We start from the raw sequence: 19,514 nt of genomic DNA, 5'->3' as shown, positions 1-19,514 counted from the left end.
AACCGGGAACTAGGAAACCGGCACGCCCGAGGGCGTCCCACGCACAGCTGCCATAACTCATGATCACAAAAAACGCATGCGATCATGAGGGGGCACTGTTGCGGCTAGTATCCGACGGGTTTCCAAGCCCGATCGCTGAATGTTCAGCGACGTCCGGAGACTACCCCGTCGAAGAAAAGCGCAACAAGGCATCAAAGTGCCCAAACGTACGATTCGGAGTTTGCCTACAAGGTCTGCGGGCGTCATCCGATATTGCGACACCTCAAAGTAAACGAAACTAAACGCGGTGAGGAATTTGACAGGTCGCGGGAGATTTCGCGTTGATGCAAATATCGAAAGGTCTTGACGGTTCAATATTTCCAATGAGACAAGTGTCCACGTTTTATGGAATGTGGACACTTGGAGTTTCTGGCTTCATGAAGAGTCAAGACATTTTGCTTTTGTTCAAAATGGCCAGCCTGCACGCCCAAGAGGAAAACCTCGTTGGGAAGATGGAATCTGAGTCGAATTCGAACACGGTTGAGGAGTTGTTGAAGCCCCAGCAGATAAATCGAATGACGGCAGGGGGGCGAGGGGAGCAGTCGCTTGTCACCTACCCCGCTGAGGGTGAAGAAATTGTATTCAACCGCCAGGCGTTCGACTCATCCTTGGCTGATGAGGATGGCTGGGAAGGGTGGTCGGAGCCTGTCCCGTCTGCGTCGTTGGCGAACTGGAGTGAAGGCTACTCGTTGCGTGCGTTGTCTGCGTCTCTTGGGCTAAGCAAAAGCGAGGTTTCAAACGCCATAGCCAGATGCCGTGAGTCCGGATTGCTCTCCAATGACTACGACACCGGGCTCCCGAAAGTTAATCGGCGAGAGCTGCTGAAAATTACGGAGCACGCTCTGAAATATTTTTTCCCCGTGAAGCCGGGCGCGATGGTTCGCGGGATTCCAACAGGCTTCGCTGCCCCCGCGCTGTCCAAAAGCATCAAGAGCGCTGGCGGGTTGATTCCGGTGTGGCCTGATGCACTCGGAACCGAGCGTGGTCAGGCGATAGAGCCGCTCTACAAGACGGTGCCGGAAGCGGTGAAGCGGGACAGGATCCTTTATCACTATCTTGCGCTGGCTGATGCGATCCGTCTTGGTGGTCCGCGAGAGTGTGGTGTCGCGATTAACATTTTAAAAGCAGGGATGGGCCTGAAATAACATGTCATCAAACGCTGATCACAACTACGAGCTCATAGAATTTGTTGCAGACGGCTTGGGGGCGGCGTTTCTCACTGAGGTTGCTTTTGTCGGCGGCTGCACCACAGCCATGCTGGTCACTGATACTGCTGTGCTGGACGATATTCGTTTCACCGATGATGTTGACTTGGTGATCGAACTGGCAGGCATTAGCGCCTGGCAACACCTCATAGAACGGCTGGCAGACAAGAACTTCAAGATCACCGGTGAGGATGAAGTCAACTGTCGTTTCCGCTTCAACGACGTCGTTGTTGACGTGATGCCTTCTGACCCCGCTGTTCTCGGATATGCCAACCGTTGGTTCGTAGAGGGGCTGGCGAGGGCCGATAAATTTACGTTACCCAGCGGTACCGTCATCCAGATATTTAAACCGACCTACTTTCTTGCGACGAAACTAGAGGCTTTTAGTGGTCGCGGTGGGGGCAATCCTTACCACAAAGACGTCGAAGATATCCTCATCTTGATTGATGGTCGTACAGAGCTTTTGGAGGAGGTTCGCCAGGCTGAGCCTGAGCTCAAGGGATTCATCACGTCTGGAATTCGAGAGCTCATAGGGCTCAGCGGTATTGACTACGTGATTGAAAGTTCGGGCTCGGTGCAGGCCAATCCGGATAGAGGTCGAATCATTTACATGCGCATGAAAGACCTGAGCAACGCATGAGATACATCACCAGATCGGTGACAGGACGGACCAGGAAAGCCAATCATGACGCCGCTGGCGCTCTCTGCGACGGTGGCAGAGGGCTGTTCGTCATTACGGACGGTACGTCGAAGCCCGGCAGTGGCCAACTGGCTGAATGCTTCGTAAAAGGTGTTTTAGCGGCCTACCCCAAACACATGGATCGAGGGGGCGAAATCACCGAGCACGAAGCTGTTGAACAGTTGCTTTGTTCAGTGCTGGCGGTGCTTCACCCCATTTTGTTTGCGGATCAGACAGGGACCACGTGTTACCTGATCGGTTTCGCTGCTCATGGGAAGCTCACGCTTGCGTATGAGGGTGACTGTTCGTGCGGAGTAGTGACATCGGCAGGCACAATCGAGTGGATTACGCCGCCCCACTGCAAGGCCAATTGGAGGCGCGACCGTTCGCACCGTGAGCTGGCGCAAGATCCTGCTCGAAACCGGGTAACCCGATGCCTGAAGGCTAATCGTGCTCCGGACCCTGACTTTGTTTTTCACCCATTGGCCGGCGGTGAGCGGCTGGTGTTTGTAACTGATGGCTTCTGGGCGGAGTTAACGGAGTCGCAGCAAAGCAGCTTGTTGGCAGCACCGGATAGCGACTTTATCGCTGTTGAAGATGACGTAACGTGGATAGATGTTCAGCTTTAATCTGGAAGCGCTTCATGTCTGCACATGCAAAAAAGCCCCCGCAACCAAACAGCTGCGGGGGCTTTTTCGTGGCGACGCTCAGATCACTCTTGCGCCGTCGCGTCTTCCTTGGCCTGTCGCTTGACGATGATGTCCACAAGGCGCTGGGCCAGTGCCGGGTAGTTCTCGTCGAAGTGGTGGCCGCCAGGCAGTTTGATCGCTTCGCCCACGGCGGTCTTGTCGGTGCAGCCGCTTTCGTCGACTTCTTCTTCGCCGTAGATGCACACCACTTTTTCCGGTGGCAGCTTGGCCATTTCCGGGCCGGTGGCGGCTTCTTTGCCGGCGTTGCCGAGCCAGCCTTCGACTTCGATTTCGAAGCTGCCGGTGCGGGCGAAGGCCAGCAGGATGATCGCGTCGACGCGCTGTTGTTCCGATTCGGCCAGGCGGTTGTAGATCGCTGGCAGTACGTCAGCGCCGAACGAGTAACCGGTCAGGATGAAGCGCTTGGTGCCCCATTTCTGCCGGTAGTGCTGCATCAGTTCGGCGAGGTCCAGGGCGCTTTGCTCCGGGCTCTTGTGCTGCCAGTAGTAGCGCAGGGTGTCGATGCCGACCACCGGGTAACCGATCTTGGCCATTTCGCCCGCTACGTCACGGTCAAGGTCACGCCAGCCGCCGTCACCGGACAGGAACAGGGTCACAGTGTCCTTGGCCTGGCCGGCCGGTACTTCAACAACCGGGATCTGCAGGCCGCCGGCGGCTTTGTCGCCACCGACGAGGATCTTGCGCAGTTCGTTGTTCAGCACTTGCGGCAGGTTGATGTCGTAGTCGCTGATGCTGGTTTCGGCGTTGGGTTGATCGCGCACGAAACCGGCGCTGGTGTCGTCCGGGTTGTCGTTCCATGCCACCAGCCAGTGGCCGTGGGCGGCGCTTTTCGGCAGCAGGTGGGTGCAACCCGGTTTTTCCAGGGCCAGGTCAACGGAAACGGCCTGAGCCTTGTCGTTCTTTTGTTCGGACAACCAGCGCCACGCCAGCACGGCGCCAGGGCCGATGCCGCTGACCAGGGTCGCCGGGCCTTTGAGTTCTCTCAGGCCCGATTGCAGGGCCCGGCTTTGCAGCAGGCAGTCTTTGGGCAGGATCACCTGGACAATCTGCGCCGAGCTGGAGCGGCTCAGGGTCATCAACTGCTGATCGCTGAGCTTCTGGTCTTCATTGACCGCCACCAGTACCTGGGCTTTCGGTGTGGTCCCGGGAATCACACGGGTCATCGCCGCGCCATCAGCCGGTGTCAGCAGTTCGAGCGTCGGAGCCGGTGCCGGACGTTTCAGGTACCAGTAACCGCCACCGAGAATCAGGGCCAGCACTACCAGTGTGGCCAGTACGTACCGCAAGGAGCGTTGAATCATCAGCGTTTCACCAATCCGGTCAAGCCGCCCGCAATCAGGGCAGCAGTGTCGGCCAGGGCTACCAGCGGATCGAGTCCGGCGGGCACGGCCATATAACGGGGTTCCCAGTCAGGCTGGAACTTGTCTTTGAAGCGGCGCAAGCCTTGGAAGTTGTAGAGCTGCTCACCACGGCGGAAAACCATCGAGCCCAGGCGCTGGGTCAGTGGTGCACCACGACGGGGTTGCAACCCCGACAACGGCACCATGCCCAGGCTGAAGCGCGCGTATCCATGATTTTTATAATGTTGAATCAGGCCGACCATCATGAACTCCATGGTCAGTTTTGGCGCGTCCGGGTGCGCACGCATCAGGTCGAGGCTGGCCAGGTCATGGCCATAAGTCTCGAGCAAATTGGCGAACGCTACCGGGCGACCTTCGAAGCGGATCACCGCAATGCGGAAATGCTTGAGGTAATCATCGCTGAAACGGCCCAGCGAGAAGCCTTTCTCGCGCACGTTCTTGCCGGTCAGCCAGGCATCGGAAATCACCTTGAGCTCATCCATTGGCGCATGACCCGGCTCAAAGATCTCCAGCGATAACCCGTCGCGGGTACCGCGGTTCCAGGTGTAGCGCAGGTCTTTCATCTCTTTGCCCTTGGCTTCGAGATCAAATCGATGCAGATCGACTCGGGCTTCTTCGCCCAATTTGATCGCGGTCAGGCCGATGTCCATGTAGTACGGCAGGTTCTCGGCGCGCACCTGATAGAACACAGGACGGGCGTGGTGGACGTCGCAAAGGTCGCGGAACTGCCAGATCATTTCCGCCCGTTGCTGGGTCGGGCCGATCGGGTCGTACAACGCCACCAGGCTGCGCCCGCGGCGGGCGTACATCAGAAACGCCTCGTCGTCAGGGTGGAACAGCAGCGCCTTGTCACCGGTCAGGGCGAGGCCGCCATCCGGTTGGGCTGAAGCCATGAGGATCTTGGACGCGCGCTCCAGTTCATCCGGCGTCGGCAAATGGATGACCGGGCGGGCGGTGCGCAGCAGCCAGGTCAGGGACACCACGACCAGCAGCACGGCGGCGCCCAGCAGCGAGCGCAAGCCACGCGGCGCATCGGCATCGAGGGTGAACTGCCACCAGAGTTGGTGGCTGTATGGAACGTCCTGATACGCAAACAGCAGCAACCAGATCGAGGCACCCAGCACGCACAGGCTCGACACCAGATACAACGGCGAGAACGGCAGTTCGGTGAGGCGGCTCGGGCGATAGAACGAGCGACGGAAAACCCCCAGCAAGCTGGCGATGAGGGTCATCAGGCAGGCTTCTTCCCAGTCAAAACCCTTGAGCAGGGAGAGCAGGGCGCCGACCAGCAGCAAAATAGTGGTCAGCATCCAGGCGGCCGACAAACGTCGGCGCAGGCCTTGAGCCAGCAACAGGCACAGCACGCCGATCAGGCTGGCGCCGAAGTGCGAGGCGTCGACCAGACGATGCGGGATCAGGAAACCGATGTGTTCCAGGCGGGTATCGATTTCCGGGGTCACGCCGGAAAACAGCAGCACCACGCCGGACAGGAACACCAGCACCGCCAGAATCGGAGCAGCGAGACCGGACGCCGCGCGCAGGGACTGACGCGACTGAAACAGGCGCTGGCCTTCATTAATCAGCAGGAAGATGCAGGCCACCAGCAAAGGCAACACCACATAAATCAGTCGATACAGCAGCAGGGCGGCGGCCAGTGGTGCTGCGCCGAGTGAATCGGCGAAGGCGGCCAGCAGGATCGCTTCGAATACGCCGACACCGCCCGGCACGTGGCTGAGCACACCCGCGGCCAATGCCAGCAAGTACACCAACAAAAAGGCGCCGAAGGGGGGCGCTTCTGGCAGCAACAGATAGAGCACGGTCGCGGCGGCGGCCACGTCCAGGGCAGTGATGATCAGTTGCAGGAAGGTCAGGCGGCGGCCGGGCAGGCGCAAGGTGCGGCGACCGACTTTGACCAGCAGGTTATCCGGTGAAGGCTGTTCCGGCAGGCGGCGGCGGTAGATGCCGATGGCCAGCACACTAAAGAGCAGCAGGACAGCTGCGGCAATCACGCCGAGCAAGGTCTCGGACAGACCCAGGGCGGTAGAGGCGGCCGGCAGGTCACTAAGGGTTGCCAGCGCGGCCAGCGGTGGCAGGGCGCAACCGAGCGACAGGCTGGCAAACAACGTCATGTGAGCGACGTCTCCAGCCCCCAGGCCATGACGCGCATATAAACGGTAGCGAACCGAGCCCCCCGAGAGCATGGAAAGGCCAATGGCGTTGCCGATGGCAAAGGCCGTGAAGCCACCAAGTGCAAGGATTCGCGGCGGCAGCGTTACACCCGCATAGCGGCTGGCCGACCATTCGTAACCCAACAGAATGATGAAGCCGACGATGGTCGCACCCAGTGCGCCGAGCAGGGCCGGTTTCGGGACTTCCAGGATCGAGTCATGCAAAGCGTACAGGTCGAGTTCGCTCAACAGATGACGACAGGCAATCAGCGCGATCGCGAACAACAGCAGCGTGACCGCCAGGCCAATGGGCTGACGGTATTTGCTGATCAGATCGAGCAGGTGCAAACGCCCGGCCTTGATCGGTTGTGTCGCTGTGACGGTGTCTTGTGGATCAGACGAGTTGGCGCGCATCAATCACCTCTTGGATTGTGCGCGACAGGATGGAGGTATCGAGCCAAGTTACCAATCCCTGTAGAAAAAAATAATCACGAATATTAACGCCTCTCACCGGTTTGCGGCGATGGCCTGTCATGAGTCGTAGAGGGGGCTGCCTGAGTTGCAGCATAGTCTGAACTCGGCTGCCTGATGATCCCTGACGCTTCACGACACTGTGACAGATCATTGTTGCGAAAGGACTTTTTCTGCAGATACAAAAAAGGCCACTCTTTCGAGTAGCCTTTTTTGATGTTTGGTTGCGGGAGCCGGATTTGAACCGACGACCTTCGGGTTATGAGCCCGACGAGCTACCAGACTGCTCCATCCCGCGTCTGTGTGGCGGCATTCTACAGGCGAACGGCGGGGTGTCAACCGTTAATCCAGATATAGGTCAAATAAGCGCAAATGAGCGGGCGAACGGTTGCAGGGGAGACCTAAGTTTCGGAATCAGAACGATTTCTCATTTCTGGCCACGATCATCTAAAGGCGCCATTTCTTCGCTCACACCTACAAAACAGGCGCGCACAAAAAAGGCCACTCTTTCGAGTAGCCTTTTTTGATGTTTGGTTGCGGGAGCCGGATTTGAACCGACGACCTTCGGGTTATGAGCCCGACGAGCTACCAGACTGCTCCATCCCGCGTCTGTGTGTCGGCATTCTACAGAGGATCGCCGGGGTGTCAACCTCAAATTATGGAAAAACCTGTTCCTGTTCAACCGCTTAGCTTGCATTCAAGACCTGGGTAACGGCTGAAAGGCACGCCCGGCAAGGCTTGCAGCTCTATTGGCTGCTCTCAGTCGATTGATAAAATAAATGCACTGGGTCCTTTCCTACGTGTGAAAAAGAACATTCAGACTACTGGTGCTATATACAGGTGCGAGTGAGATACTGCTTATCCGACACGCCAACACGCCCTTTCTCCGTCATGAACTGCGCTTTTATATGACCCAGCGAAAAATCATCCACGTCGATTGTGACTGCTTTTACGCAGCCATCGAGATGCGTGACGACCCGCGCCTGGCCGGCAAACCGTTGGCAGTGGGTGGTTCGGCGGATCGGCGGGGAGTGATTGCGACCTGTAACTATGAGGCGCGCGCCTATGGCGTGCGTTCAGCCATGTCTTCCGGGCATGCGTTGAAGCTGTGCCCGGACCTGACCATCGTCAAGCCGCGCATGGACGCCTATAGAGAAGCGTCGAAGGAAATTCACACGATCTTTCGCGACTACACCGACATGATCGAACCGCTGTCCCTCGATGAGGCCTACCTCGACGTGTCGGACAGTGCGTATTTCGGTGGCAGCGCGACACGTATCGCCCAGGACATCCGTCGGCGGGTGTCCAATCAATTGCATATCACCGTGTCGGCCGGTGTGGCACCGAACAAGTTTCTGGCCAAAATCGCCAGTGACTGGAAAAAACCCAACGGGCTGTTCGTCATCACGCCGGATCAAGTGGAAGACTTTGTCAGCGGCTTGCCAGTCAGCAAACTCCACGGCGTGGGTAAAGTCACGGCCGATAAGCTGGGCAGGCTCGGCATCGTCGATTGCTCGCATTTACGCGAGTGGGACAAATTGGCGTTGGTGCGCGAATTCGGCAGCTTTGGTGAGCGACTCTGGAGTCTGGCCCGTGGGATAGATGACCGTTTGGTCCACAACGACAGTCGGCGGCAGTCGATCAGTGTTGAAAACACCTACGACGTAGACTTGCCGGACCTGGTGAGCTGCCTGGATAAATTGCCCGAACTGCTGGAAACCCTGGCGGGGCGCATGGCGCGAATCGATAGCAGCTATCGGCCGGGCAAGCCGTTCGTCAAAGTGAAATTCCACGACTTTACCCAGACCACGCTGGAGCAGGCCGGGGCAGGGCGGGATTTGGGGAGTTATCAGCTTTTACTGACCCAGGCGTTCAATCGCGGCGGGAAACCGGTGCGGTTGTTGGGGGTTGGGGTCAGGCTTGAGGATTTGCGGGGCGGGTTTGAGCAGATGGAGTTGTTTGAGCGATAGTTTGGTGGTGAATTGAGGGCCTCATCGCGAGCAAGTTCGCTCCCGCAAGGATCTACGGTGTTGCATAGATCCAGTGTGGGAGCGAGTTTGCTCGTGATGCTTTTAGTTCGGTCCCGGATCCGCTACCAAACGCCCTGCATCCTTGGTCAACGACTTGAGAAATTCAGTCTGCAACTCAGGATCATTGCGCGTCAGTTCGATCAGGCTTTGTTCCAGTTCGCTGGCTTCTTCTTCAAGACCCAGGTCTGAAAGGCGCTTGACCCGGTGTACCCACTGGCTCACTTCGTCGTCTTCAAGGTCGTCATAAATCAGCCCGTGGGCTTCGAGCAACTTGCCGCGCAAAGAGCTGCTGACCGCCAGGGATGAGTCGGTATGCACATCGTCCTGCCCATCTTCGACGCTGATCAGCAGGCGGGTCAGATGATTGATGTCATGTTCGGCGAACGGGCTGTCCAGCAGATTCAGGCGCAGAACGCCGTTTTTGTCGGTGCTCAGCTCGAAGGTTTCCTTGCCGGCCTTGACCTCCACCGGACGCTCACTCCAGGGCAGGCTCGAGTATTCGGTGCGTTTGTCGCGCTGAACCTCGTCGATACCGGCCAGGTTTTGCTGCGCACGACCGTGGGATTGCACGTTCATGAACGGGTTGAGCCCGGCGAAACCGTAGCTCAGCCAATCCTTGGTCACGCTGTCGGGCAGATTGCCGAGGGCAAAAACGTTAACCACGTTCGCACCGACACCGGCCACGACGGCCACTGCGCCCAGCGGGACCTCGTAGACCTCCCGCCAGGGTTGGTAAGGCGTGTAGCGATCGTAGTGGCGCGTGACTTCAAATTCGGTGACTTCGAAGGTCTTCTGCTCGTGGATTTTCACCCGACGTTGCGGCAGATCAAGCACCTTGGGCTCGCCGACATCGATCTGCAGGCTGTGATCGAGCAGTTTGCGCTCGACACGTTCCTCGTGCTCGCTGCGTTGCGACATGTGATTGGCGCAGCCGCTGACCAGCAGGGTGCCGCACAGGGCGGCACCACCGAGGCCTAAGGTGTTTCGCTTGAACATGACTTCTCTATCTGGTGTCAGCGGCGGATACGGGCCTGGAGGAAAGACAGCACGTCAGCGACCGGCAGCGCTTGCGCTTCAGGTTCGGTGCGGCTTTTGTATTCCAGATTGCCTTCGGCGAGGCCGCGGTCACTGACCACGATCCGGTGAGGAATGCCGATCAGCTCCATGTCCGCAAACTTGATGCCCGGGCTGGTTTTCTTGTCGCGGTCGTCCAGCAGGACTTCGAAGCCGGCAGCCGTCAGTTCTGCGTACAGCTTGTCAGTGGCTTCGCGAACCTGTTCGGTTTCGTAGCGCAATGGCACCAAGGCAACCTGGAACGGCGCAAGCGTGTCGCTCCAGATGATGCCGTTGGCGTCGTTATTCTGCTCAATGGCCGCCGCGACCACGCGGGAAACGCCGATGCCGTAGCAACCCATTTCCAGGGTAACCGGCTTGCCGTTCTCGCCCAGCACTTCGCACTTCATCGCTTTGCTGTACTTGTTGCCCAGCTGGAAGATGTGCCCGACTTCGATGCCGCGCTTGATTTCCAGGGTGCCCTTGCCATCCGGGCTTGGGTCGCCGGCGACTACGTTGCGCAGGTCGGCAACGGTCGGAACCGGCAGATCACGCTCCCAGTTCACGCCGAAGTAGTGCTTGTCGTCGATGTTGGCACCGATGCCGAAGTCGCTCATCAGCTCGACGGAGCGGTCGATGATGATTGGCAGTGGCAGGTTCAGCGGGCCGAGAGAACCGGCGCCGGCGCCAATGGCGTCGCGCAGTTCGCTTTCGGACGCCATCACCAGTGGGCTGGCAACGCCTGGCTGGTTGGCGGCCTTGATTTCGTTCAGCTCATGGTCGCCACGGATGATCAGGGCAATCAGCTTGCCTTTCTCTTCTGCGTGAACGACCAGGGTCTTGATGGTCTTTTCGATCGGCAGATTGAATTTTTCCACCAGCGCGGCAATGGTCTTGGTGTCAGGTGTATCGACCAGGCGCAGTTCTTCGGCCGGTGCTGGACGAGAAGTTTCACGCGGCACGGCTTCGGCTTTCTCGATGTTCGCCGCGTAGTCGGAACCGTTGCTGAAGACGATGTCGTCTTCGCCGGATTCAGCCAGAACGTGGAACTCGTGGGAGCCGGCACCGCCGATGGAGCCGTTGTCGGCTTCTACAGGGCGGAACTTCAGGCCCAGACGGGTGAACACGTTGCAGTACGCCTGGTGCATGCGGTCGTAAGTGACCTGCAGCGAAGGCTGGTCCGCGTGGAACGAGTAGGCGTCCTTCATGATGAATTCACGGCCGCGCATCAAACCGAAGCGTGGACGGATCTCATCACGGAATTTGGTCTGGATCTGGTACAGGTTGATCGGCAGCTGTTTGTAGCTGCTCAACTCGTTGCGCATCAGGTCGGTGATGACTTCTTCGTGGGTCGGGCCGGCGCAGAAATCGCGACCGTGGCGATCCTTGAAGCGCAGCAATTCAGGGCCGTATTCTTCCCAGCGACCGGATTCCTGCCACAGCTCAGCCGGTTGTGTGCTCGGCATCAACACTTCGAGAGAGCCCGCGGCGTTCATTTCTTCACGAACGACGGCTTCGACCTTGCGCATCACTCGCAAGCCCATCGGTAGCCAGGTGTAGAGGCCCGAGGCGAGTTTGCGGATCATGCCGGCGCGCAGCATCAGCTGGTGGCTGATCACGACCGCGTCGGAAGGCGTTTCTTTCTGTGTGGCGAGCAAAAATTGACTGGTGCGCATGGTTGGCCGTTGTCGGTTGCTGATGACGAGAAATGACGGAGCATTGTACGGGCGAGATCCGCTGGCGTACAGGCGTGCGGTCGGTGGTGTGGCACGAGGGCGGGATTCATGCCGCCCTTTGTGATGCTTCCTACGATTCTTCCACGATCTGGGTCGGCACCGGTTCCGGTGTCGGTGTCGGACCTGCGCGACGGCTTTCCTGGTACCAGTGCAGGGCGATCAGCAGCAGTGTCGGAACACCGAGCAGGGCAGTGATCAGGAAGAAATTGTGGTAGCCGAACTTCTCGACCATGACCCCTGAGTACCCGCCGATCAGGCGTGGCAACAGCAGCATGATTGAACTGAGCAGGGCGTACTGGGTGGCGGAGAACTTGAGGTTGGTCAGGCTCGACAGGTAGGCGACGAACGCCGAGGTCGCCAGGCCGGAACTGAAGTTGTCCAGGGAAATGGTGACGATCAGCATGTTCAGGTTGGCGCCCATGTCGGCGAGCATCAGGAACAACAAGTTGGTGCCGGCCGATGTAATGCCGCCGATCAGCAGAATCGGCAGAATGCCAAAGCGCACGATCAACAGGCCGCCCATGCCAGCGCCGACCAGCGTCATGATCAAACCGAAGATCTTGCTGACACCGGCAATCTGATCTTTGGTGAAGCCCTGATCGATATAGAACACGTTAGCCATGACGCCCATGACCGTGTCGGACATCCGGTAGGTGGCGATCAAGCCGAGCAGCAGGAACGCTTGCCAGCGGTAGCGCGTAATGAAGTCGTTGACCGGCGTCAGCACGGGCGCCAGACCGCGGCGACCTATGGTCGACAGGCACAGGGCGGTCAGCGTGGTGTAGAGAATCGCCCGTAGCAGCGCCCGGTCTTCGAGGACCAGATCGAGCAGGCTGACGCCGCCGAACAGCACGCTGGCGAAGTCGGTGTTATAGAGCTGGGTGAACATGGCGGGCACGGACACCAACAGCACGATCAGCACGAACACCGACGCCAGTTGATGCACAAAGCTGTAGCGGCCGGCCTGAAGCTGGGTGCGCAGTGGCACGGGCGGTTCGCGCATGAATATCGAGGTGAGCAACGCCGGGATCATCAGGGCGCCGAACAGCACGTAGGTGCCGGCCCAGGCCGAATGCTGATAGTTGAAGCCGGTGGAGCCGAAACCCTCGGCGAAGAACAGGGCGCCGGCGGTCGCCAGCAACGCGGCGATTCGATAGCCGGACATATAGCTGGCGGCGAGGGCGGCCTGGCGACTGTCTTCGGCGATTTCCAGGCGATAGGCGTCTACAGCGATGTCTTGCGTCGCCGAAGCGAAGGCAACGACCACGGCAATAGCGATCAACCAGGACAAATGTTTTTGTGGGTCGCAAAACCCCATGCCGATCAGACCGAGGATCACCAGCGACTGCGATAGCACCAGCCACGAGCGTCGACGCCCCAGCTTGCCGAGAAATGGCAGGCGCCATTGGTCCAGCAACGGGGACCACACCCATTTAAAGGCGTAGGCCAAGCCGATCAGGCTTGCATAACCAATGGTTTCGCGGGCTACACCGGCCTCGCGAAGCCAGACGGAAAGCGTTGAAAACACCAGCATGTAGGGCAGGCCGGCGGCGAAACCAAGCAACAACAACACGAGCGTCGAGGGGCTGGCATAGGCGGCGAGCGCGGCGCGCCAGGTTTTACGGGGCATGGGCTGGAGTCTGCCTCAAGAAATACGGAAACAAAGGGCGCACTCTAACCGCTGTGCTCTACCGGACGCCAGCCATGGCGCTGAATATCAACACGATTATTCAGGACACTGATGCCTTCAGCACGTAATCGCGCGCGCTGCTCATCCCCTGAAGGGCTGCCCACCGGCAGGCTGATCCGACCACCGGCCCCCAGCACCCGGTGCCAAGGCAGTTTCGTGTCACCCGGCAATTGGCTCAGTGTGCGTCCGACCCAGCGAGCGGCGCGACCGAGTCCGGCCAGCTCTGCCAATTGACCATAGCTCACCACTTTGCCCTCGGGCACTTGTGCCAGGGTCAGGTACAGCGCCGTGCGTCGGATTTGCGCCGGGCTTTCGGTATCAGCGGTTGGGTCGGTCACGTCCGGTGGTTCCTGAAAAAGTTCGCTTTGCCGTCTGTAGAGTAAGTCGTGGATCACTGATTGAGAAATGAACTCAATAGAAATAGTCGGGTCAGTCCTTGCTAGGGCCTTATTCCTGAGGATAATGCCGACTTTTTTTCGCAATCTTGAGCCTGTCCTTGCTTATGTTGTCCAGAACCTTGCTGTGCCTCGCTGTTGCCAGTGCCTCCTCACCTTTGCTCGCTGATACCGTCTGGTTGAAGAACGGTGACAAGCTGAGCGGCAAGATCACGCTGTTCGATGGCGGCAAATTGCTGATTCAAACCGAGTACGCCGGTGCGGTCCCGATCGACTGGAAGCAGGTCAAAACCCTGGAGAGTGATCAGGAGTTGCTGGTCAAGCAGGATGCCTACACCGGCGAGAAGACCAAGTCGCTGCATGCGGCCGATGACGGCAAGGTGACGCTGCAAAACGGCGAGGCACCGAAGACGGTCGAGTTGGCCAGTATCCAGCAGATCCTCAAACCCAAGCCGGTCGTGGAAGATCTGGTGTGGAAGGGCAATATCGACGCCGCGCTGGATTACCAGCGGGCGGAAAATGACACCGACGACTACGACATCGACTTCAAGACCACGGCGCGCCACGGTAAATGGCGGCATATCGCAGAAGGCGAGTACAACCGCGAATTCCAGGATGGCGTGGTGACCACAGACAACTGGCGGGCTGAATACTCCCTCGACCGCTTCCTCACCGAAAAATGGTTTTGGCAGGGTCGGGCTGTTTATAAGCGCGACAAAGTCGAAGACCTGTCCCGTCAGCGCACCGTCGGTACCGGTCCGGGCTACCAGTTCTGGGACAACGAATTGGGCGCATTCTCCCTGGGCTCGCTGGTCAACCGTACGGACTACGAGTTCACCGACGGCAGCAAGGAAAACTTCTATTCCCTGGCGATGAAGTGGGATTACAACCGCTACCTGATTGGCAAGAAGGTGGAGTTCTTCACCAATGGGGAGATTGGCAAGCCGTTGTCGGGCGTGGCCGATTACGCGCTGGATTCAGAAATTGGCTTGCGCTACAAGGTAACCGAATGGGCTTCGCTTAACCTGAAGGCGGAGCGGGATATCATCAGCGGTACGATGAATCTGATCTGGACAAGACGCGCTACACCGCAGGGTTTGGCGTGGCCTGGTAAGGCGTCAAAGAAAAATCGCAGCCTGGGGGCTGCGATTTTTTTTGCCTGCAAAAACACACAGGCACAAAAAAGCCCCGCTTTTAAGGGCGGGGCTTTTTACTAAAGCAAGTACAAGTTAGATAACTTGAACTTCTTCAGCTTGCATGCCTTTCTGACCGCGGGTAGCGATGAAAGAAACCTGTTGGCCTTCTTTCAGGCTTTTGAAGCCGTCGGATTGGATAGCTTTGAAGTGAACGAACAGGTCGTCACCGGATTGTGGAGTGATGAAGCCGAAGCCTTTTTCATCGTTGAACCACTTAACGGTACCGGTTTGGCGATTAGACATGGTGTAACTCCTTGAACAAAGATAACTGCGACTCAGGAAGAACCCTGGCCGAGACTGAGTGCAAAGAGCAGGAAAAATTCTTGTAGATGGTTGGATCGAAATTCAACATATCGTGTAGAGATTCTCAGTGACACAAGCAGCACAGTGGCGCCACCTTAACCCTTTTTCCGGGACGTGCCAATGCTTCTTGCGAAGGTTTCTCTGTTTTCAGGACTGACGGTCCATTGGTTTGACGCAAAGGCCCTGAATTCATGGGGCATCGTCGAGAATTGTGCCCCACACTTTGAACCCGGAGCGCGCGCCCGGTAAGATGCCGGACAGAATTTTTTCCACCTCGCTATTCAGGACACCCGCCATGAGCATCAAATCGGACAAGTGGATTCGCCGCATGGCGCAAGAGCACGGGATGATCGAACCTTTCGTTGAGCGCCAGGTGCGCGGCAGCGACGATAGCCGTGTGATCTCCTACGGCGTGTCCAGCTACGGCTACGATGTGCGTTGCACCAATCACTTCAAGGTGTTTACCAACATCAATTCGGCGATCGTCGACCCGAAAAACTTCGATGCGGGCAGCTTCGTCGATATCCACAGTGACGTCTGCATCATTCCGCCTAACTCCTTCGCCCTGGCCAGCACCGTCGAATACTTCCGCATTCCGCGCAATGTATTGACCATTTGCCTGGGTAAAAGCACCTACGCGCGCTGCGGCATCATCGTCAACGTCACCCCGCTCGAGCCCGAGTGGGAAGGTCACGTGACCCTGGAGTTTTCCAACACCACCAATCTGCCGGCAAAAATCTACGCGAACGAAGGTGTGGCGCAGATGCTGTTCCTTGAGTCTGACGAAGAGTGCGAAGTCTCCTATAAGGACCGTGGCGGCAAGTATCAGGGGCAACGTGGAGTGACTCTGCCGCGCACCTGATCCGTTCATCTGGCCAATCAGCGGGAATTCTTGAGCGGGTAGACACTCTATTGGGTGTACTGCCCGGTTCGCGCACAGCGGACGGGGCCTTCGCTCAGGAGTGCTTTATGAAGATCGATCCTCGAATAAGTGCCGAACTGGCAAGGCTTGAGCCCAATCAGATTGGCGTTTTGGCCTGGTCCTTGTTGGCACATCCACCCGTCAGCATGGCGGGGGGCATCCCCGGTCAACCCGACCCCGATACTCCAAACGAGCAGCCTACGGAACCCGGTGAACCGACCTTGCCGGATGAACCACCTCCCGCGCCTGTCGCATGATCTGCTGTTGAAAATGAATGGCCAGTCAGCTGATGTCCTTGAAGACTTCAGCTGACTGGCCATATTTCGTTGTCGCCGAGCACAAAGATCCTGCAATGGTCATCCCGCTCGACCTGATACCCACCGGTAAATGCCCCAAAGGCCGGTAGCAGGCTGACGGCTTCTCCCAGCCTGAAACACGCCAGCCGCAAACTTTGCCGACCTTTGCCTCTTAATCGATAAACGGGATGGACGTGCCCGGCAAGCACGTGGCGATCAGGATGAGGGGCGGGTTCATGCTGCAAGGCGAACGGCCCCAGTAGCAACGGCTCAGGCACTATCCGGATGTTCAGCGAGGCAGGTGGATCGCCCGCTCGTTTGTCGTGGTTGCCGCGAATCAGCGTCATCGGCAAATCAGCATGCCGAGCCCGCCATTCGGCCAGCGCGCTCAACGTGGCCGCTGCATGAGAGCCGGGCCCGTGAAGAAAGTCCCCGAGAAACATCAGTTGGCGGCAGGGCAAGGCAGCCAGCAAGCTGTCAAGCACCGCGATATTACTGGCGGTCGTGCCATGAGGCACCGGTTGGCCAAGGCTGCGATACGCCGCTGCTTTACCAAAATGCACATCGGCAATGAGCAGGGCGTGTTGCGCTGGCCAGTAAATGGCTTTTTCCGGCAGCAGCCACAGGTCTTCACCGGCCAGTCGAACGGGGTAGGGCGTGCTCATCAGGTTTTCCCGGTTTCGGCGGTTTTCTCAAGATCGGTGACCATGCGTCGGATACGGTCTGCGAGTTTTTCCGAGCTCATGCTTTCGCGCATGCGCTCAACCAACAGCGGAAACCCCAGCGGTGTAGGGCGTTTGAGCTGATGCAGGTCCAGTTGCAGACGGTTGATACGCTCCAGCGTCTGTTCCAGGCGCTGGATATCCAGTTCTTCCCGCAGGACTTCTTCCCCGGCCTGCGCCAGTAACAGATTCCCGGCGTCGTACTGTTTAAACACTTCAAAGAACAACCCGCTCGACGCCTGAACCTGACGTGTACTTTTCGGTGCGCCCGGATAGCCGGCAAACACCAGCCCGGCGATCCGCGCGATTTCCCGAAAACGGCGAAGCGCCAGTTCTCCAGCGTTCAGACTGGCGAGCACGTCTTCCAGCAGGTGCTCGGGGCTCAACAGTCCGGGACTCAACACTTGCGGCCAGTCCACAGGCGTGGCACTGAGCAACTCCAGCCCATAATCATTCACCGCGATGGAAAACGTTACCGCCTGCTGCTGACTCACGCGCCACGCCAAAAAACTCGCCAGCCCCAGATGCACCTGGCGCCCGGCAAAGGGATACAGGAACAGATGCCAGCCTTCGCGAGACTTGAGGGCTTCGGCCAGCAATGTTGTCGACGTCGGCAAACCAGACCAGCGTTGCTGTACCTCTAAGAGAGGTCGCAATGCGCGCATTTCCGGGCCGACACATTCGCCCTGCGCCGCCGCACTGAAACGCTCGACCACCGCTTGCGCCAGCTCATTGGAAAGCGGCATCCGTCCGCCATTCCAGCGCGGCACCGCGGCTTTTTTCGCGGTGCTGCGTTTGACATAAGCGGTCATGTTTTCCACCCGGACCAATTCGAGCAGGCGCCCGGCAAACAGAAAACCGTCGCCCGGTTTCAATCGCGCGATGAACCCTTCCTCGACACTGCCCAATTGTTTGCCGCCGCCGCCCTTGCTCCAGAACCTCAGTTGGATACTCGCATCGCTGACGATGGTGCCGATGCTCATGCGATGTCGCCGCGCCAGTCGCGCATCGGGCACGCGCCACACGCCGTGCTCATCCGGTTCCACCCGGCGGTAGTCCGGATAGGCTGTCAGAGAAAGCCCACCGTGGCGTACGAACGCCAGCGCCCAGGTCCAATTCGCGACAGTGAGGTCGCGATACGCCCAGGCCCCGCGTACTTCTTCATACAGCTCATCGGGCAGAAACCCACCGCCCAGCGCCATGCTGACCAAGTGCTGAACCAGCACATCCAGCGGTTTATGCGGTGATTCGCGGGGCTCGATGTGTCGTTGTGCCACGGCGTCTTGTGCCGCAGCCGCTTCGATCAGTTCCAGGCTGTGCGTCGGCACCAGCGTCACCCGTGAAGTCCGTCCCGGCGCATGCCCGGAACGGCCGGCCCGCTGCATCAGCCGCGCCACGCCTTTGGCCGAGCCGATCTGCAGCACCCGCTCCACCGGTAAGAAATCCACACCCAAGTCCAGACTCGAGGTGCAAACCACCGCTTTAAGTTGACCTTCCTTCAATGCTCGCTCGATCCAGTCACGGGTATCGCGCGACAGTGAACTGTGATGCAAGGCGATCAGCCCGGCCCAGTCGGGGCGTGCTTCCAGCAAGGCCTGATACCAGATCTCGGATTGGGCGCGGGTGTTGGTGAACACAAGGCTGCTGGGGCTGGATTCCAGCTCTGCGACAACCTGCGGCAACATCTTCAAACCGATATGCCCGGCCCACGGAAATCGCTCGATGGCGGGCGGCAACAAGGTATCGACGAGCAGCGCCTTGGACGTCTGGCCCTGAACACTGATGCCGCCCCCTTGTGGGATAAGTACCTCTTCAGCGTGAGCCTGATTACCCAACGTCGCGGAAACACCCCACACGATCAGTGCCGGATTCCATCGGCGCAGTCGGGCCAGGGCCAGTTGCAATTGCACGCCGCGCTTGTTGCCCAGCAACTCGTGCCATTCGTCGACCACCACCATGCGCAGGGTTGCCAGCGCCGTTTGCGCATCGGCGCGGGCGAGCATCAGGGTCAGGCTTTCAGGCGTGGTGATCAGGGTGGTGGGCAGGCGCCGGCTCTGTCGTGCCCGTTCGCTGCTGTTGGTATCGCCGGTGCGCAGGCCGACGCTCCATGAAATCTGTAAGTCGACCAGTGGCGTTTCCAGGGCGCGAGCGGTGTCGGCCGCCAATGCGCGCATGGGGGTTATCCACAGGACTGTCAGAGGTTGGGCGATCGGTTTTCGTTTACGAGAGGTTTCAACGGCTGTGACAGACGCGGCAAAGCGATTGAGCGCCGCAAACCAGACTGCATAGGTTTTGCCGGCACCGGTGCTGGCATGCAGCAATCCGGACTCGCCGCGTTTAACCGCGGCCCACACCTGTTTCTGAAAGACGAACGGCTTCCATCCGCGGGCGGTGAACCAGTGTTTTGCGTAGTCGGGGGAGGTTCCCATACCGGCGGTGTGCGCTCTGAAAGTCTTCTTTCAGTGACCGTGCGGGGGGGGGAAAGGTTTAATGAAACAACGCGATCCTGCAGGAGCACGGCTTGCCGGCGATGGCGGT

15 protein-coding genes, 2 tRNA genes and 1 pseudogene are annotated in these 19,514 nt (G+C 58.7%); 7 read left to right on the top strand and 11 right to left on the bottom strand.

Features of this window, described 5'->3' with window-relative positions; genetic code table 11:
- Positions 1–416: 416 nt before the first annotated feature.
- Genes SB725_RS06115 through SB725_RS06105 form a run of 3 tightly spaced genes read left to right on the top strand, consistent with a single transcriptional unit; the run spans position 417 to position 2,552 of the window.
- On the top strand, positions 417–1,184 hold the full coding sequence (locus SB725_RS06115; RefSeq protein ID WP_410921436.1) for a MarR family transcriptional regulator: 768 nt from the start codon (positions 417–419) through the stop codon (positions 1,182–1,184).
- 1 nt (position 1,185) lies between these two features.
- Positions 1,186–1,884 (top strand): hypothetical protein, encoded by a 699-nt coding sequence (locus tag SB725_RS06110; protein WP_410921435.1) that lies wholly within the window; start codon positions 1,186–1,188, stop codon positions 1,882–1,884.
- Positions 1,881–2,552 (top strand): PP2C family protein-serine/threonine phosphatase, encoded by a 672-nt coding sequence (locus SB725_RS06105; protein WP_410921434.1) that lies wholly within the window; start codon positions 1,881–1,883, stop codon positions 2,550–2,552. The genes SB725_RS06110 and SB725_RS06105 overlap by 4 nt, the downstream gene beginning before the upstream one ends.
- A gap of 83 nt (positions 2,553–2,635) precedes the next feature.
- On the opposite strand, the gene SB725_RS06100 is transcribed toward SB725_RS06105, so the two are convergent.
- The 4 genes from SB725_RS06100 to SB725_RS06085 all read right to left on the bottom strand — a co-directional run bounded on the left by SB725_RS06100 (position 2,636) and on the right by SB725_RS06085 (position 7,241).
- Positions 2,636–3,934: a virulence factor family protein gene (locus SB725_RS06100; RefSeq protein ID WP_059181529.1), complete on the bottom strand. Its 1,299-nt coding sequence runs from the start codon at positions 3,932–3,934 to the stop codon at positions 2,636–2,638.
- On the bottom strand, positions 3,934–6,576 hold the full coding sequence (gene mprF, locus SB725_RS06095) for a bifunctional lysylphosphatidylglycerol flippase/synthetase MprF (RefSeq protein WP_059181528.1): 2,643 nt from the start codon (positions 6,574–6,576) through the stop codon (positions 3,934–3,936). Before mprF ends, SB725_RS06100 begins: the two co-directional genes overlap by 1 nt.
- A gap of 278 nt (positions 6,577–6,854) precedes the next feature.
- A tRNA-Met gene (locus SB725_RS06090) sits at positions 6,855–6,931 on the bottom strand.
- A gap of 233 nt (positions 6,932–7,164) precedes the next feature.
- Positions 7,165–7,241 (bottom strand) — tRNA-Met (locus SB725_RS06085).
- A gap of 300 nt (positions 7,242–7,541) precedes the next feature.
- Here SB725_RS06085 and dinB point away from each other — a divergent pair.
- Entirely contained in the window at positions 7,542–8,603 is a 1,062-nt protein-coding gene (dinB, locus tag SB725_RS06080) for a DNA polymerase IV (RefSeq protein ID WP_410921433.1), read from the top strand.
- A 102-nt stretch (positions 8,604–8,705) separates the two neighbouring features.
- On the opposite strand, the gene SB725_RS06075 is transcribed toward dinB, so the two are convergent.
- From SB725_RS06075 to SB725_RS06060, 4 genes are all read right to left on the bottom strand, one after another.
- A complete protein-coding gene (locus SB725_RS06075; protein ID WP_027925672.1) occupies positions 8,706–9,659 on the bottom strand; it encodes a hypothetical protein in 954 nt (317 codons plus the stop codon).
- A gap of 17 nt (positions 9,660–9,676) precedes the next feature.
- Entirely contained in the window at positions 9,677–11,392 is a 1,716-nt protein-coding gene (locus tag SB725_RS06070; RefSeq protein ID WP_027925671.1) for a proline--tRNA ligase, read from the bottom strand.
- A gap of 130 nt (positions 11,393–11,522) precedes the next feature.
- The gene (locus SB725_RS06065) at positions 11,523–13,082 is read right to left on the bottom strand and encodes an AmpG family muropeptide MFS transporter (protein WP_059181527.1); all 1,560 of its coding nucleotides are present in this window, start codon (positions 13,080–13,082) and stop codon (positions 11,523–11,525) included.
- Between the two features lie 44 nt (positions 13,083–13,126).
- Positions 13,127–13,480: an MGMT family protein gene (locus tag SB725_RS06060; RefSeq protein ID WP_027925669.1), complete on the bottom strand. Its 354-nt coding sequence runs from the start codon at positions 13,478–13,480 to the stop codon at positions 13,127–13,129.
- Positions 13,481–13,644: 164 nt separating this feature from the next.
- Between SB725_RS06060 and SB725_RS06055 the strand changes: the two are divergent.
- Positions 13,645–14,651, top strand: a pseudogene (locus SB725_RS06055) (DUF481 domain-containing protein).
- A 115-nt stretch (positions 14,652–14,766) separates the two neighbouring features.
- Here the strand turns inward: SB725_RS06055 and SB725_RS06050 are convergent.
- Complete coding sequence (locus SB725_RS06050) at positions 14,767–14,976, bottom strand: cold-shock protein (RefSeq protein WP_002554837.1); 210 nt, start codon at positions 14,974–14,976, stop codon at positions 14,767–14,769.
- A gap of 355 nt (positions 14,977–15,331) precedes the next feature.
- Between SB725_RS06050 and dcd the strand changes: the two genes are divergently transcribed.
- Both dcd and SB725_RS06040 read left to right on the top strand, forming a co-directional pair.
- On the top strand, positions 15,332–15,898 hold the full coding sequence (dcd, locus tag SB725_RS06045; RefSeq protein WP_007904652.1) for a dCTP deaminase: 567 nt from the start codon (positions 15,332–15,334) through the stop codon (positions 15,896–15,898).
- A 107-nt stretch (positions 15,899–16,005) separates the two neighbouring features.
- Complete coding sequence (locus tag SB725_RS06040; protein ID WP_007947208.1) at positions 16,006–16,215, top strand: hypothetical protein; 210 nt, start codon at positions 16,006–16,008, stop codon at positions 16,213–16,215.
- Between the two features lie 47 nt (positions 16,216–16,262).
- On the opposite strand, the gene pdeM is transcribed toward SB725_RS06040, so the two are convergent.
- Together pdeM and SB725_RS06030 are read right to left on the bottom strand one after the other, a co-directional pair.
- Positions 16,263–16,919, bottom strand: coding sequence for a ligase-associated DNA damage response endonuclease PdeM (pdeM, locus tag SB725_RS06035; protein WP_410921432.1), 657 nt, complete (start codon positions 16,917–16,919; stop codon positions 16,263–16,265).
- Entirely contained in the window at positions 16,919–19,405 is a 2,487-nt protein-coding gene (locus SB725_RS06030; RefSeq protein ID WP_410921431.1) for a ligase-associated DNA damage response DEXH box helicase, read from the bottom strand. Before SB725_RS06030 ends, pdeM begins: the two co-directional genes overlap by 1 nt.
- Positions 19,406–19,514 lie beyond the last annotated feature (109 nt).

Source organism: Pseudomonas sp. SIMBA_041 (assembly GCF_046535095.1).
Lineage (GTDB): Bacteria > Pseudomonadota > Gammaproteobacteria > Pseudomonadales > Pseudomonadaceae > Aquipseudomonas > Aquipseudomonas mucoides.
This window is presented reverse-complemented; position numbering and strand designations above follow the sequence as displayed.